This is a genomic window from Pseudomonas sp. Pseu.R1 (genome assembly GCF_045764065.1).
In the GTDB taxonomy this organism is placed as follows: domain Bacteria; phylum Pseudomonadota; class Gammaproteobacteria; order Pseudomonadales; family Pseudomonadaceae; genus Aquipseudomonas.
This window is the reverse complement of record NZ_JBJGEE020000001.1, coordinates 6,314,837-6,329,281: the sequence shown is the minus strand read 5'-3', so window position 1 is coordinate 6,329,281 and position 14,445 is coordinate 6,314,837. Positions and strand designations below refer to the sequence as shown.

The following is a 14,445-nucleotide window of genomic DNA, read 5'->3' as shown; positions in this document are numbered from 1 at the left end:
AGAGTCCCTTCTCTCTGGCGCCGCTCCGTGAGCACGCAAGTCGCGGTCGGCGGTGTCTGGGCCATTGCGTTTAAAGAGCGACAGCACGAGCGCGGTTACGCTAGACCACCGCTGGCAAGGTAAATACGAACGTCGCGCCGCCATACCGCGCAGGCATTGCGTAGAGCCTGCCGCCATGGGCGTGGATGATGGTTCGACAGATCGCCAGCCCCATGCCCATGCCTTTATCCTTGGTGGTAAAGAAGGCGTTGAACACCTTGTCCAGATGCTCCGGATCGACACCCGGCCCGGTGTCTTCAACACTGACGACCAGATACTCGCTGCCCACCGCCTCGCTGGTAATCGACAGCCTGCGCAGCACCTGATCGCCGGGACTCATGGCATCCAGCGCATTGAGAATCAGGTTCAGCACCACTTGTTGCAACTGCACGCTGGACCCATTCACCTGAAGCGGCGAACGGGTCAAGTGGGTGGTCATGAGCACACGCTGCTGCTCGACTTCAGCCAGTGTCAACGCGACCACATGCCGTATCACATCGTTGATCAACAACCGACGGCGCTGTTGAGCGCCCTGTCGCGCCAGCGATTGCAAGGCATTGACGATGTCTCCGGCGCGTTTGCCGTCCTGCACGATGTCGCGCAAACCGGACAGCGCCTCATCGACGCGCGGCACATCGCGGTTCAGCCAACGCAGGCTGGCGGCCGCATTGGACACCATGGACGCCAATGGCTGGTTGATTTCGTGAGCAATCGAGGCCGCCAACTCCCCCATGACCGTCACCTGCGAAACCTGCGCCAGCTTGGCCCGAGCCGTGTGCAGCGCAGTTTCGATGTCAAGACGCCGGGCGTTTTCTTCCATCAGTTCATGGTGCAGGCGAGCGGTTTCCAGCGACACCGCCGCCTGAGTGGCCAACAGTTCCAGCACGCTGGTGCCCCGTGCCGTGAACACGCCGGGCATGAGGCTGTTCTCCAGATACAGCACGCCGATTACCTGGCGCTGCTTGAGCATCGGCAGGCACAGCACCGAGCGCACGAGGTGGTCCTTGAGGTAGGCATCGTCTCCGAAATACGGGTCCACGCTGACGTCGTCGAAAATCAGTCGGTGCCGCGTGCGCATCACCCGGTACAGGATCGACACCGGCATCAGGCGCACACTGGGCACCTCGTCCGTCAGTTCCACGCGCAAGTCTTCGTCGTCGGCGTAGCCGAGCGCACACACCAGCGGCGCGTCATTCTTGACCAGCATCAGCAAACCACGCTGCGCCCCGGCATGCATCATGGTGGTGCTCATCAGGATCTCGATGAGGCGGTCCTGATCCGTTTCCTCGCTCAGGGCCTGGGCAGTTCTCATGATCGACGACAGGTCCAGTGTGTCCTGCCCGCCGGGAATGGCGATCGAGGTGCGGGAGGCCAGCAGCGCATCCCGTGATTCAGCCTGCGCCATCAACGCCTGGCGGTAGGCGGCATTTGGCGCTTGCGGCTGGCTCAGCGGCGGATTCGGGATGTCGTACAGGTGTTGCCACTGACACTGGCAAGAGCGCAGGTCGGCCAGCAAACTCGTCGCGGTCTGGTAGCGTTCGTCCGGGTTCTTCGCGATCAGCGTGTGAACCAGTTGCGCCAGCGCCGGGGGGATGTCGCCACGGGCCAGATTCAAGGCAGGCGGCTGCCGGGCGACGTGGCTGTAGACCCAGCCTACCGGGTCCTGGGCCTCGAACGGCAGATGACCGGCCAGCCATTCGTAGAAGGTCATGCCCAGTGAATACAGGTCGCTGCGTTGATCGGCATGCCGCTCGACCCGTCGCGCCTGCTCCGGCGCCATGTACGCCAGCGTGCCGCAGATCGTGTCGCCCACCGAGACATGCCCGCCGGGATGTGCTTCAACGCTCACCCCGAAACCGCTCAACCGCACCACGCCGTCGTCGCCCTCCAGCAGGTGACAGGGTTTGATGTCGCGGTGCAGCAAGCCGTGGGCATGGACTTGGGCCAGCGCGCCAGCAGCGCCCGTTGCCAGGTGCAGGAAACGCTCGAGGGTGAAAGGCTGATCGTCCAATTCGTGCAGCGGGTGCCCACCGGGATCGCTCAGCACCAGCAGCGGCCCGTCGTCGGAGGACAACAGCGCCAGCGGCTGCAACGCCCAGTTCGGCGACAGGCGCCCGGCCAGCGAAAACTCATGGGCCAGCCTGCGGGTGATGCTCTCTCCAGCCCGACGCCCGGCCCTGACCACCCGCCACTGCCCTTCACGCCCATCGGCAAAACGCACCCGGTAATGATTCAGTTCGCCGTCTGTCAGCAGCAATGTCCAGGTGAGCCGATCCAGCCACCCGGGTCCGAAAACCGGTGCAGCGTCAGCCGATCCGTTCGATGTGTGAGAGACATTACTCATGAAGGCCCTTGCCAACGATGACCGCGAGTGTCGTCAAATCACGCTGTCGCCGTGGCGGTGAAAGCAGATTAATCCCTGCGAAAAATCAGACCACCCCAACAGCGGCGCTCCGAATCATAGGCCGAACTTTAGCGCTGTCAAAGTTGACCTTAATGACATGTCAAGCGCCATACCCAGTTCAATTTCCGCCCTATGAATAAATGTGCGGTTATTCATTCGAGCACTTCACCCAGGCGCTCGTGCATCTTCAAAAGTTCGATGACATTGCGCGCATTCATTTTTGTCATCACGTGCTTCTTGTGAACTTTTGCCGTAACTTCACTGGTGCCCAGTTCCGAGGCGATCTGTTTGTTCATCTTGCCGGTGATCAATAACGCCATCACTTCCTTTTCCCGAGGCGTCAGTTGATTGAAGCGTTCCCGGGCATCGCACACTAACCGACGCTCGCTGAGATTGAGAGCGTCGGCGGCCAGCGCTTCGCGCACCAGATCCAGCAAGTGCTCCGGCTCGAAGGGTTTGGTGAGAAATTCATGGGCACCGGCCTTGATGGCCTTCACCGACATGGCAATGGTGCCGTAACCGGTCATGAAAATGATGGGGAAATGCTGGCCGCGGGATTGCAGTTCATCCTGCAGATCGAACCCGGTGCCCTGGGCCAGATTGACGTCCAGCAACAGGCAGGTGGGCGCTTCGTCCAGCGTTTGCGCAAGAAACGCCTCTGCGCTGTCGAACGCGTTGCAGGCGATGTCTTCCGAGCTCAACAACCGTTGCAGCGCGGTGCGGATGGCAGCGTCGTCATCGACGACATACACCCTGGGGGTCACTCTCATACACTCTTCCGTCGTTCAGCGGCTGACCGCCAGTGCTCTCTGATGACGGCCATGATACCCGCCAGCACTGGCGGGCACAGCCTTGAACGCAGAAACGGGCGCCGCCGGGCTGCTGTAACGCGGGTCGAGCTTGAGGGTTTCGCCGCTGATTTCCTGGGACTGAACCAGTCGCAGGCAGGCACGGGTCGCGGCCAGCATGCGATAGAAACGGAATGGCCCCTGCGCCGTCACCGTCAGCAGGGATTTGGTGGCCAGCCTGACCATGCAGTCCATGATGCAGGCTCGCGCCAGGGTTGCGCACTGCAAGGCATGACAGGCCTGCTCCAGCGTGAACGGCCCTTCCAGATCCGCCAGCAAACGCAGCACCGCGCGTTCGTCCTGGCTCAACAGGCGATAGCTCCAGGCCAGCGAGGCGTGCAACGTCTGCTGACGGGCCGGTGCCGTACGCAAGCTCGCAGCCAGCAGGTGAACGCTTTCGTCCAGGCTTTCCACCAGTTGATACAAGCCCAGCGCACAGGCGCGGGCGGCCGCCATTTCCAGCGCCAGGGGAATGCCGTCCAGACGTCGACACACCTCACCGACCAGCTCGATGCTGTAATCGTCCAGCTCGACGTCCAGGGTATTGGCCATGTGGCAATCCAGCGCCCGCCAATGACGCAAGAACAGTTGCGCTGAACCGGCCCCCAGAATCGTCTGGCGCGTCGCGTCGGCATCAGGCACCGTCAACGGCGGCACTTGCAGGCTGCGCTCCCCCACGATGCGCAACGGCTCACGGCTGGTGGCCAGAATTTTCGTGCCCGGCGCGCCTTGCACCAGTTGCTCGGCGAGTGCCGCCACGGGGTCGATCAGGTGTTCACAGTTGTCGAGAATGATCAGGCCGGGGTGTTCAGCCAGATACGCAACGAGGGAATCGACGCTGCTCCCTGCGCCCAATGCGCAGGCCAGCGCTTCGGGCAGACGATCAACGCTCTGCACGTGGGCCAGCGCCACGAAATAGACCGGCGCCTGATCACGTTCCAGCCACTGTTGCCCCAACGCCACCGCCAGGCTGGTTTTGCCCACACCGCCGGGGCCAATCAGGGTGATCAGGGCATGGGCATCCAGCAATGCCGAATCCACCTCGGTCAGCAGCGATTCGCGCCCCACCAGCTCGATCGCGGGCGGCAAGCGATGGCCGCCACTGCTGCGCAGCAGGTGAAGGGCACGGGCATCGTCGTGGGGCACGCCGTCAACGGCAGGTTCCTCGCTGCCCAGCAGCATGTAACCGCGCCCGGGAATCGTGCGAATCAGGTCGCGGTCGCTGCCCAATGCCTTGCGCAACGCCGAAATGTGCACTTGCAAGTTGTTTTCTTCGACGACCGTGTCTGGCCAGACACGCTGAAGGATCTGCTCCTTGCTCACCAGTTGTCCCTGATGGCGGATCAGCAGCTCGAGAATATCGAATGCGCGAGTGCCGATACGCAGGGCAACGCCGTCTTTGAAAACATCCCTGAGGTCCAGGGACACGGTAGCCTGACCGAGACTTATCATCGTATTCACGCAGTCCTTAGAGTGGATTCGCACGCCCTGATGTCATCGAGCGTGCTCACAGGTATTCCCCTCGCGAGCGCGATCGATGCAGCTGACCCATTTTTAATCAGCCTTCATCTAATCACTAAAAAGCACACGTCGATATTATCTGTTGGGGTAGTTACCTGTTCGTAACTTGATGAGATGAACAGTCTTGGCGGCTATTGATCCACGTCGAAGTTAGAACTGCCATTAGTTCAATGCACGAAAAACATCGTGCCGTTCTGGCGTTTGCGCCAGACGCTGGGGGTCTCCCCGACCATTCGGGTGAACACCCGTGTGAGATGGGGCTGATCGGCGAACCCGCACTCCTGCGCAATTTGTGCCATCGGCATCAGTGGCAACGCCCGCAACAACGTCTGCGCCCGCTCCACCCGCATCTGCAACAGCCAGGCGTGAGGCGCCATCCCCGTGGCCTGCTTGAAGGCGCGAGAAAAGTGGCTGCGGGTCAGCGAACATTCCTGAGCGATACGCTCCACCGACAATTCGCCATCCAGGTGATGGGCGATGAGTTCTTTGGCAATCGCCAGTTGCGCCGGCGTCAGGCTGGCGTGGAGCTTGCCGGACGGCGGAACGATTCGGCCATAACGCTCGATCGCGTGGCTGGAGATGGCCAGCAGCAGATGATCCAGATACAGCCGATTGGCGGTCTCCGGGCGTTGCAGGGCCGGTAACAGCGCTTGAGCCAGGTGATACAGAATCGGGTCTTCGACGCCGCCCGCTGCGTAACGGAACACGCCGATGCGCTTGCTGCCCTGTTCGGACTGCAACGCGTCGAGCATCTGGCGCGACAGGGTCAGGCGCAAGTTGTCGTAACCGGAACGGTGCTGACAGCGCAACTGATCGCCCATGAACGGCAGCGACACACAGCCTTGCCGATAACCGCCCGAATAGCTGAGGCGACGGCCACGCCACAGGCGATGCGCTTCGAAATCCTGCAATTGGACAATGATCGAAAACGCATCCGCGCATGGCATCTCGATGACGGCGTCCGGATCCGGCGTGGTATGGCGGATGCGGACGGCGGAGAATGCCTCGCCGTTCAACTGGGTGATCTGGGGTGCGCTCACGGTCCGGTCCTGTGTGATGGGCGATCATGGGCGCACTTTCCCCGAAGTGGGGCGACTTGCGCAATGGTCAATGATCGTCTTGCTTCACACCGTCAATGTCCCGCACGCGCCGGATGCGCCCCGCTGCCCCGTGTCAGGCGTGGTCACCGGTCGCCTGTTGACGGGCGCTGCGACCCCACCACCAGCCGATCGCCAGCACACATACGGCGCCCACCGCACTGCCCGCCCAATGCAGCCAGCCTGCCGCAGGCAGATACCCGGAGAGCACCTGGTCTTCTACCGCCATACCGCCCGCAATCCAGCCGATCAACGCGCCACCGGCGGGGATCAGCCACGGCAGACGATGCAATGCCGCGAGCACCAACCGGCTGCCCAGCACGATGATCGGAATACTGATCAACACCCCGGCCGCCACCAGGTAGACGTTGCCATCGCCCGCCGCAGCAACGGCCAGCACGTTGTCCAGCGACATCACCACGTCAGCGATGACGATGGTGCGGATCGCGGTCCACAGGCGTGTGCCACCGTCGATGTCTTCGTCGCCGTCTTCCTGATTGGCCACCAGCTTGATGCCGATCCACAGCAGCAAGACCGCACCTACCAGTTTAAGGAATGGCAACGCCAACAGGTGCACCGCGCAGAACAGCAGGATGATGCGCAACAGAATGGCGCCGATCATGCCGCCGTAAATCGCTTTGGTCTGCAATTCACGGGGCAGGCGGCGACAGGCCATGGCGATGACCACGGCGTTATCGCCCCCCAGCAGCAGGTCAATGGCGATGATTTGCGCCAGAGCGCTCCACAGTGAGGGGTCGTAAAGCCAGGTCATGGGGCAACCTTATCGAACAAAAAGAGGAAAGATCCCCGTCAGCAGCGACACCGCCAACAGGATGAAGCAGTTGATGACCGACCATTTCATCGTGAACCGCTGATTCTCGGCGTAATCGAGTTTCAGCATGCTCACCACCAGGTAGGTCGACGCCACCAAGGGACTCAAAATGTGCACCGGCTGGCCGATCAACGACGCCCGGGCCATTTCGATCGCCGTAATGCCATGGTGTTGCGCGGTCTCGGCGAGGATCGGGAGGATACCGAAATAAAACACATCGTTGGAGACCAACCACGTCACTGGAATGCTCAGCAAGGCCGTGATGACGGCCATGTACGGCCCGAAACTGGCCGGAATCACCTGCAACAGACCGGTTGCCACCGCATTGGCCATACCGGTGCCGGATAACACGCCCGTGAACACGCCTGCGGCGAAGATCAGACTCGACACCGCCAGAATCGGCGGCGCGTGCAAGGCCAGTTGTTCCTGTTGATCCTTCAGCGACGGGAAGTTCACCACCAGCGCCAGGCACGCGGCGATCATGAACAGGTAGCTCAGCGGGAACACTTCCAGGCACAGCCCCAGAATCAACGCCCCGGTGAGCACCCAGTTGAAGTAGAAGCGCCAGCCTTCGCCGCGATGCTCGCGGTGTTCGGCGAAATCGCCATTGAGGTCGATGGTGCCACCCAGCCGCGCACGTTCATGACGGCCGAACAGCCAGGCCAGCACAAAGGTCCAGATCGCGCAGGCGATCATGGCGGGCAGCATCGGCACGAACATCTCGCCCACATCCACGTGCATCGCCGTGGCCGCTCGTGCGGTCGGTCCGCCCCATGGCACCATGTTGCCCAGCCCGGAGACCTGCAACAGCAGGCAGCAGACCATCGGCAGCGACAGGCCCAGGCGCTTGTAGATCGGCAGAAACGCCGAGAGCACGATCATGTAGATGGTCGCGCCGTCGCCATCCAGCGCAACGATGAACGCCAGGAGCACGGTGCCGACGAAAATCTTCACCGGATCGCCGCGCACGGCTTTGACGATCTTGCTCACCAGCGGGTCGAACATCCCCGCTTCGGTCATGGTCAGGAAATACAGCATGGCGAAAATCATCAGCACGCCGTTGGGCGCGACCATTTTCAGGCCATCGATCACGTATTTGCCCAAGTTGGCCTCGAAGCCGCCGATCAGGGCAAACGCGGTAGGAATCAGTATCAGCGCCGTCAGGGCCGACAGGCGCTTGCTCATCAGGAAATAGATGAAGCAGGCCAACATCAAGCAGCTCAGTAGCATCAGCATGGCGAATCCTGTTTTTTATAGTTGTACAGGCGTGCCGCGCCCAACCGAGAGGGCTGAGCGCGTCTCATCGGTCAGATCAAACCGGCAAACCTTTCGCTCGTAACAGCGCGTTAAACCGTTCCGGGTCAGCCGTCCCCTTCTCGTTGGTCTCGCGAATCCCCGCCTCGCGGTCCAGGTGCGCGAGGGTCTTAGGCAACAGCGCTTCGACGTCGGCAGCCGGAATCGCGATCACCCCGTCGGCATCGCCCAATACCAGGTCCCCCGGCAGCACGCACAGCCCGGCACAGGCGATCGGCACGTTGATTTCCCCCGGGCCGTCTTTGCTTGGCCCACGATGGGTATGGCCGGCGGCGAACACCGGGACGATGCCCTCGGCCAGTTCTTCGAGGTCGCGTACGGCGCCGTCGATGACGATGCCGCCCAGTTTCACCCGCAGGGCCGTTGTGCGCACCAGCCCGCCGATCACGGCCTGGCTGACGTCCCCACCGCCGTCGATGACCAGCACGTCACCGGGCTGAACCATCATCAGCGCCTTGTGCACCATCAAGTTGTCCCCCGGGCGGACGCGGACGGTGAATGCTGGGCCACACAGTTTCAGTGACACATCGCCGTGGTAAATCTTCAGGCCACGGGCACCAATGCTACGGCCCATACAATCCCCTGCCACCGCGACAGGAATCGCGCGGAACGCTTCGATCAATTCGGCGGACACACCTTCGACGCGCGGGTTGATGCGATAGCCCACAGGCCAGGTTTGAGTGCTGCTCATGGAGGTCTCCTGATCAGTTATCGAAAACATAGGGATTGACGCAAGCACTGGCCGACACCGGCGTGCCATTGAGGTAGCCGAGCACGTTGCGCGCCGCGCCTGCGGCCATGCCAGCCAATGCCGCCGGGGTCGAACCGCCGACGTGGGGGGTCAGTACGACGTTGTCCAGCCCCAACAATTCGCTGTCGGCGGGCAAGGGTTCGACGGCCATGGTGTCCAGGCCTGCGGCGTACACACGACGCTCGCGCAGGGCCTGGATCAAGGCGCGCTCATCGACCACCTCGCCCCGTGCGGTGTTGATCAACAACGCGTCCTTGGGCAGCAGCGCCAGTTGCTCGGCACCGATGAAGCCGCGGGTCTTGGCGGTCAACGGAACGTGCAGGCTCAGCACTTGACTGCGTGGCAGCAAGGCATCCAGCGAGTCCACGCGTTCAGCGCCTTGCAGGTCGCTGTCGGCAGGCAGCAACGGATCGAACACCAGCACCGGCATGCCGATAGCCTGGCAAGCGACCGAAACACGCCGTGCCACCTGACCGAAACCGACCAGCCCCAAGGTGCGTCCGCTCAGTTCAAGGCCATCTTGTGCGCGGGACCAACGGCCACTGCGGATTTCCCGGTCCATCCAGCTCACCCGGCGGGCGGCGGCGAACATCAGGGCCAGGGTCATTTCGGTGACCGATTGCGCGTTGGCCCCCGGCGTCACGTACACCGGAATTCCCCGCGCAGTGGCGGCCTCGACATCGATGTTGCTGACACCGACGCCGTGCTTGGAGATGACTTTCAGTGTCGGGCAGGAGGCGATGGCCTTGGCTGTCAGGTCCAGCGTGCGTGAGATCACCGCATCAACCGGCTCACTGGCCAGAATCCGTTCGATGTCTTCGGCCCCCCGCTCCGCCGCGATGAACAGCACGCGGCAGTCTTCGGCGTTGAGCAGGTCCAGGCCTGCGCTCGCAAGCTTCGGCGCAGTGACGAGAATGGTGTGGGGCATGGGTCAAGCCTTCAGCTGTGGGGTGATGACGAAGCACAGCAGCGCCGCAACGGCGGTCGCTGCGAAGGCTTCGAGTCAGGTAACAGAATTCAAAAAAGCGTCGGTCACGCCGCTGTGTTCACAGGGTGGGGGGACAGTTTCAGAGGGGTGCGCGGCAGCAGCGAACATGACGTGATCTCCGGCTTTTTATTGTGATGCCTCCCGGTTCGGGAGTGCGCCGTCAGTATCACTACAGGGATTGTTTGGATCTAATGGTGAAAATTCAACGAATGATTCCTGCAAGGAAAGAGTCAGACATCCTGCGCTTGCAGGATTTCGATGAAACGCCGGGTGGCCGGAGACAGGTAAGCGTCGGCGCGATGCACGATGCCAAAGCGTCGGGGCATGGTGGTGGCGGCGTTGCGCACTTCCACAAGGCCGGTGCCGCTGGCCAGGTTGCGTCGGGACATGAAGCTCAGCAGCCCGGTTTCGTTGATCAGGTTGCGCATCGACGCCAGCGAACTGGAGACAATCGCCACGTTCGGCGCAGGCAGGCCCTGATTTCTGAACGCGGACTCCAGCCATTGCCGCGTGGCCACCGAGGGCGGCGACAGAATCCAGCGCTGTTCACACAGTGCCTGCATCGACACCTCACGCCCGGCCAACGGATGATCGGCACTGGCCACGACCACCACTTCATCGTCCATGATCGGCAGTTCGGTCAACTCCTCATCCCGCGTCCCCAACGGGCCGACCACGATGTCCAGCGTGCCTTTGCGCAGGGAGTCGTGAAGCACGTCGTTCATGCCGATCTGCATGTCCAGCAACACGGCGGGCGCCTGCTCCTGCAACACGCGGCAGGCTGCGGGCAACATGAACTCTGCCGTGGTAGCCGCCGCGCCGATGCGGATGATCCCGGCCAGGCCCTTGCCCATGGACGAGGTCTGGCGCATCGTTTCATCCAGCACCCGTTCCACCTGCTGCGAGCGTTCACAGAGCAATTGCCCGGCGCTGGTCAGGCGAATGCCGCGCCCTGCCCGTTCGAACAGCTCGGCGCCGTAAGCCTCTTCCAGACGGTCGATGCACTTGGACAGGGCGGACTGCGAGATGTGCAGCGCTTCCGATGCCCGCCCCAAGTGGCCGAGTTCAGCGATTTTCATGAAGTAGGCAAGGTCGCGAATCTGCAGATTGATGCTCATGAACACAGGCTCCGTTGCCCTTGCGAAAAAAAGTGCGGCACAGGGTAGCAATCGGGCTTGTGAAGCACCATCTGAGAGACATTGCGCGCGGTGCGAGAGCCGGCGCCCTCACTCAACCAGAGGAAACACTGAACCATGACCACTCGAACCGAAACCGCGCTGCTGGCTGGCGGCTGCTTCTGGGGCATGCAAGACCTGCTGCGCCGCTACCCCGGTGTGATCTCTACCCGCGTCGGGTACTCCGGCGGTGACGTGGAAAATGCCACCTATCGCAATCACGGTACTCATGCCGAGGCGATCGAAATCGTGTTTGATCCTGAGCTGATCACCTACCGCAAGATTCTGGAGTTTTTCTTCCAGATCCACGACCCGTCCACGGCCAATCGTCAGGGCAACGATATCGGCCTGAGTTATCGGTCTGCGATTTTCTATCTGAGCGAGGAGCAGAAAGCGATTGCCGAAGACACGGTGAAAGATGTCGATGCGTCAGGGCTGTGGCCTGGCAAGGTGGTGACCGAGATCAGCCCGGCGGGCGCGTTCTGGGAAGCCGAGCCGGAGCACCAGGACTACCTGGAACGCATTCCGAATGGCTACACCTGTCATTTCATTCGCAAGGATTGGGTATTGCCGAAGCGGTAGCGTCGGTCTGCACTTCGCAGTTTTGCCACTGCCGTTGATCTTGATCTTGGGACGCGCCCTCACAGACACCGCCAATCGCGACTTGGGTGCAGGCCGCGTGCAGGCGACGCGGAGTGGGTTCAGCCGCAGGATGCGGCGAGAGCGCCGGGACAGGGACGTCCCTGTCCCGGCTTTCTACGTGGGAATGAATCGGATGATCAGTGACACACCAACCCGTCGCTGATCTTCATGCTGTCCACCAGAAACGCATTGCTGTGCAGGTCCCAGGCCTTGGTCTGCCCGCCTTCGGCCTGCCATTCCCGCAACCCGGCTTGCAGCAGACGCAGGCTCTGTGGATCAGGCTGAGCCAGGTAAACCCGCACGTCGCTGTCCGCCTCAAGGGTCTGCGGCAGCAGACGATAGAAACGCCAGTCAGGCGTCTGCAACAGGCTGGTGAGCACAGTACGTTCGTCGGCCAGCAACTGACAGTCACCCGCCATGAAGGCTGTCGCGGCGCGGATACCGGACACGTAGGTCTGAAGCTGCGCACCCTGAAGCTGCAACGTATGAATCCAGGGACTGCCATTGGCCACGCAGACGGTCTGGCCTTTGATCGGCCCCTGCGCAGCGTTGCGCAAACTCAGTAACGCGCCCTGATCATAGGCTCGCGGTACGTCACTGAGTGCAGCCCGCTGGCGCTCCAGACCAGGAAGGTCCAGACTGCCCGCAATCACCACGTCCACCTCATCCTTGCGCAAAAAGCCCCCAACGTCCTGTGCGGGGATGGCCGTCAGTTCCACCTTGACGCCCAGGTAGCGGCCCAAGGCAGTGGCCAGCTCGCTGTCCATTTCATCCGGCTCCGAGACCAGCGCCTCGGTGCTGTATGTGGGCCGTGGATAGCTGCGAACCCCCACTCGCAACACCTGCCGGGCCTGCACCTTCGCCAATACCGGCCCCGGCACCAGCTCGGCGCCGTCGATCATCGGCATCAACCACAGCGCACACACCGCGGTTGCGCCAATCACCCCGGCCAGACTCCAACGAATCCAGCCGCCTGTGAACGCTGCCGCCAATTCATGCCTCATGCCGAACCTGCATGTTTCAATCCACGCCGCCAACGGGTGAAGCGTCGCTCCAGCAAGGCCAGCAGGAAGTTCAGCAACAATCCCACCACCGCCAGCAACAGGATCCCCGCGTACATGCTCGGGATCTGAAACACTTCTTGCGAGTTGAGGGTCAGGAAGCCCAGCCCCGAATGGGCGCCGATCATTTCCGCCGCCACCAGCGCGGTGATGCAGTACGCCCCCGCCAGCCGTACGCCGGTAAAGATCGACGGCGAGGCCGACGGCAGCACGATCTTGAGAAACAGGAAGCGTCGATTCGCCCCCATGGACAGCGCCGAGTTGATCAACAGGGTGTCCACCTGCTTCACCCCGCTGATGGTGCTCAACAGGATCGGCCAGAACGATGCCCAGAAAATGATCGCGATTTTCGAGCCTTCACCAATGCCCAGGAACAGGATGAACACCGGAAACAGCGCCAGTGCGGAGGTCTGGCGGAACAGTTGCAACAACGGGTCGAGAATCCGCTCCAGTCGCGCGAACCAGCCCATCAACAGGCCCAGCGAGATACCCAGAACAATAGCCAGCGCAAGACCCGCCAGAGAGCGAATCAGGCTGGCCTGCAAATGTTTGACCAGCGCGCCATTGCCCGCCATGTCGGCGATGGCGGCCAGTACCGCCGAAGGGGGACTCAAGTAGCCCGGGTTGACGATGCCCAGTCGCGGCAGCGCTTCCCACAACAGTAAAAACCCGACGATACCCAGTGTGCTGTCCAGCACCCGACGCGAGGCTTTGGCCCAACGCACGGTCAGGGTCTGACGCCATAGCGCAGTCGACGTCATGCTCATACCCCCACCCGAAGGCCGCTGTGGCGCGTGATCTGTTGCCAGCTTTCGTGGCGAGTGAGTTCTTCGATTTCCGCCGGGCTTTGCACGTCGCCACCCATGCCTTCACGCAACGACGCCCACGCCCGCTGTCGCAAATGGACGAACGCGTGGCTGTTGCGCAGTTGAGGCAATCGAGGCCGTGGCAGATCGATGTCGATGATCTCCTTGATGCGGCCCGGACGCGGTGTCATCACCGCCACACGGTCCGACAGGAAAATGGCTTCGTCGAGGCTGTGGGTGATGAACACGATGGTCTTCTTGTGCAGATCCCAGATGCGCAGCAGTTCGTCCTGCAAGGTCTCGCGGGTTTGCGCATCGAGGGCGGCGAAGGGTTCGTCCATCAGCAGCACATCAGGCTCGTACACCAGCGAACGGGCGATGGCCACGCGCTGACGCATGCCGCCGGAGAGTTCATGGGGGTAGCGCGAGCCGAACCCGGTCAGGCCCACCAGGTCCAGGTATTCCCGCGCCCGCTCCCGCCGCTCGTGCTTGCCGACGCCACGAATTTCAAGGCCTACGGCGATGTTGTCGAGCACGGTGCGCCACGGCAGCAACGCATACCCTTGAAACACCACGCCTTGATTGCGGTTGATGCCCTGCAGCGGCTGGCCGTCGATGTTCAGCGTGCCGCCGGTTTTCTGCGCCAAGCCCGCGAGGATGTTCAGGTAGGTGGATTTACCGCAACCCGAGGGGCCGAGGATCGACAGGAATTCGCCTTGACGCACCTGCAGGTTGAAATCCTTGAGTACCTCGACCCGCTCGCGCTGGCCATCTTCGTTCTGCGCTTCGTATTCCATGTGCAGGCCGGATGTGGAGATTTTGTGCACGGGTGCCTCTGTTGGTCTTCAAGTAAACGCCAATTCGTCTGCATCAGCCTGAGCTGTGGGAGTGAGCTTGCTCACGAATAGCCAGTACATCCGCATCGGTGGCGGCGTCCGGTCACTTTTCTTCGTGAGCAAGCTCACTC

At 62.0% G+C, this 14,445-nt stretch carries 13 protein-coding genes; 1 reads left to right on the top strand and 12 read right to left on the bottom strand.

Features of this window, described 5'->3' with window-relative positions; all coding sequences use genetic code 11:
- Positions 1-100 precede the first annotated feature (100 nt).
- The 9 genes from ACI5GA_RS28685 to ACI5GA_RS28645 all read right to left on the bottom strand — a co-directional run bounded on the left by ACI5GA_RS28685 (position 101) and on the right by ACI5GA_RS28645 (position 10,912).
- A complete protein-coding gene (locus ACI5GA_RS28685; RefSeq protein WP_421425346.1) occupies positions 101-2,383 on the bottom strand; it encodes an ATP-binding protein in 2,283 nt (760 codons plus the stop codon).
- A 212-nt stretch (positions 2,384-2,595) separates the two neighbouring features.
- On the bottom strand, positions 2,596-3,213 hold the full coding sequence (locus ACI5GA_RS28680; protein WP_404638100.1) for a response regulator transcription factor: 618 nt from the start codon (positions 3,211-3,213) through the stop codon (positions 2,596-2,598).
- 15 nt (positions 3,214-3,228) lie between these two features.
- Positions 3,229-4,743 (bottom strand): ATP-binding protein, encoded by a 1,515-nt coding sequence (locus ACI5GA_RS28675; protein ID WP_421425558.1) that lies wholly within the window; start codon positions 4,741-4,743, stop codon positions 3,229-3,231.
- 236 nt (positions 4,744-4,979) lie between these two features.
- The gene (locus ACI5GA_RS28670) at positions 4,980-5,852 is read right to left on the bottom strand and encodes a helix-turn-helix domain-containing protein (RefSeq protein WP_421425343.1); all 873 of its coding nucleotides are present in this window, start codon (positions 5,850-5,852) and stop codon (positions 4,980-4,982) included.
- A gap of 133 nt (positions 5,853-5,985) precedes the next feature.
- Positions 5,986-6,681, bottom strand: coding sequence for a TerC family protein (locus ACI5GA_RS28665; RefSeq protein WP_421425341.1), 696 nt, complete (start codon positions 6,679-6,681; stop codon positions 5,986-5,988).
- A 9-nt stretch (positions 6,682-6,690) separates the two neighbouring features.
- The gene (locus ACI5GA_RS28660) at positions 6,691-7,977 is read right to left on the bottom strand and encodes a CitMHS family transporter (protein ID WP_421425338.1); all 1,287 of its coding nucleotides are present in this window, start codon (positions 7,975-7,977) and stop codon (positions 6,691-6,693) included.
- A gap of 76 nt (positions 7,978-8,053) precedes the next feature.
- Complete coding sequence (locus ACI5GA_RS28655; protein ID WP_404638108.1) at positions 8,054-8,746, bottom strand: RraA family protein; 693 nt, start codon at positions 8,744-8,746, stop codon at positions 8,054-8,056.
- 13 nt (positions 8,747-8,759) lie between these two features.
- Positions 8,760-9,734, bottom strand: coding sequence for a hydroxyacid dehydrogenase (locus ACI5GA_RS28650; protein WP_421425336.1), 975 nt, complete (start codon positions 9,732-9,734; stop codon positions 8,760-8,762).
- Between the two features lie 290 nt (positions 9,735-10,024).
- Complete coding sequence (locus ACI5GA_RS28645) at positions 10,025-10,912, bottom strand: LysR family transcriptional regulator (protein ID WP_421425334.1); 888 nt, start codon at positions 10,910-10,912, stop codon at positions 10,025-10,027.
- Between the two features lie 135 nt (positions 10,913-11,047).
- Here ACI5GA_RS28645 and msrA point away from each other — a divergent pair, with 135 nt between their 5' ends.
- Positions 11,048-11,551 (top strand): peptide-methionine (S)-S-oxide reductase MsrA, encoded by a 504-nt coding sequence (gene msrA / locus ACI5GA_RS28640; protein ID WP_404638114.1) that lies wholly within the window; start codon positions 11,048-11,050, stop codon positions 11,549-11,551.
- A gap of 197 nt (positions 11,552-11,748) precedes the next feature.
- Here msrA and ACI5GA_RS28635 read toward each other — a convergent pair whose 3' ends face one another.
- Genes ACI5GA_RS28635 through ACI5GA_RS28625 form a run of 3 tightly spaced genes read right to left on the bottom strand, consistent with a single transcriptional unit; the run spans position 11,749 to position 14,305 of the window.
- Positions 11,749-12,615: an ABC transporter substrate-binding protein gene (locus ACI5GA_RS28635; RefSeq protein ID WP_421425332.1), complete on the bottom strand. Its 867-nt coding sequence runs from the start codon at positions 12,613-12,615 to the stop codon at positions 11,749-11,751.
- Positions 12,612-13,439, bottom strand: a complete 828-nt coding sequence (locus tag ACI5GA_RS28630; protein WP_404638118.1) for an ABC transporter permease — start codon at positions 13,437-13,439, stop codon at positions 12,612-12,614. The genes ACI5GA_RS28635 and ACI5GA_RS28630 overlap by 4 nt, the downstream gene beginning before the upstream one ends.
- The gene (locus ACI5GA_RS28625; RefSeq protein ID WP_421425329.1) at positions 13,436-14,305 is read right to left on the bottom strand and encodes an ABC transporter ATP-binding protein; all 870 of its coding nucleotides are present in this window, start codon (positions 14,303-14,305) and stop codon (positions 13,436-13,438) included. The genes ACI5GA_RS28630 and ACI5GA_RS28625 overlap by 4 nt, the downstream gene beginning before the upstream one ends.
- Positions 14,306-14,445: the final 140 nt, after the last annotated feature.

Excerpts from the sequence above, each read along its gene's own strand:
- ACI5GA_RS28685 (WP_421425346.1), bottom strand. The coding sequence starts at position 2,383 with ATGAGTAATGTCTCTCACACATCGAACGGATCGGCTGACGCTGCACCG.
- ACI5GA_RS28680 (WP_404638100.1), bottom strand. The coding sequence starts at position 3,213 with ATGAGAGTGACCCCCAGGGTGTATGTCGTCGATGACGACGCTGCCATC.
- ACI5GA_RS28675 (WP_421425558.1), bottom strand. The coding sequence starts at position 4,743 with ATGATAAGTCTCGGTCAGGCTACCGTGTCCCTGGACCTCAGGGATGTT.
- ACI5GA_RS28665 (WP_421425341.1), bottom strand. The coding sequence starts at position 6,681 with ATGACCTGGCTTTACGACCCCTCACTGTGGAGCGCTCTGGCGCAAATC.
- ACI5GA_RS28660 (WP_421425338.1), bottom strand. The coding sequence starts at position 7,977 with ATGCTGATGCTACTGAGCTGCTTGATGTTGGCCTGCTTCATCTATTTC.
- ACI5GA_RS28655 (WP_404638108.1), bottom strand. The coding sequence starts at position 8,746 with ATGAGCAGCACTCAAACCTGGCCTGTGGGCTATCGCATCAACCCGCGC.
- ACI5GA_RS28650 (WP_421425336.1), bottom strand. The coding sequence starts at position 9,734 with ATGCCCCACACCATTCTCGTCACTGCGCCGAAGCTTGCGAGCGCAGGC.
- ACI5GA_RS28645 (WP_421425334.1), bottom strand. The coding sequence starts at position 10,912 with ATGAGCATCAATCTGCAGATTCGCGACCTTGCCTACTTCATGAAAATC.
- msrA (WP_404638114.1), top strand. The coding sequence starts at position 11,048 with ATGACCACTCGAACCGAAACCGCGCTGCTGGCTGGCGGCTGCTTCTGG.
- ACI5GA_RS28635 (WP_421425332.1), bottom strand. The coding sequence starts at position 12,615 with ATGAGGCATGAATTGGCGGCAGCGTTCACAGGCGGCTGGATTCGTTGG.
- ACI5GA_RS28630 (WP_404638118.1), bottom strand. The coding sequence starts at position 13,439 with ATGAGCATGACGTCGACTGCGCTATGGCGTCAGACCCTGACCGTGCGT.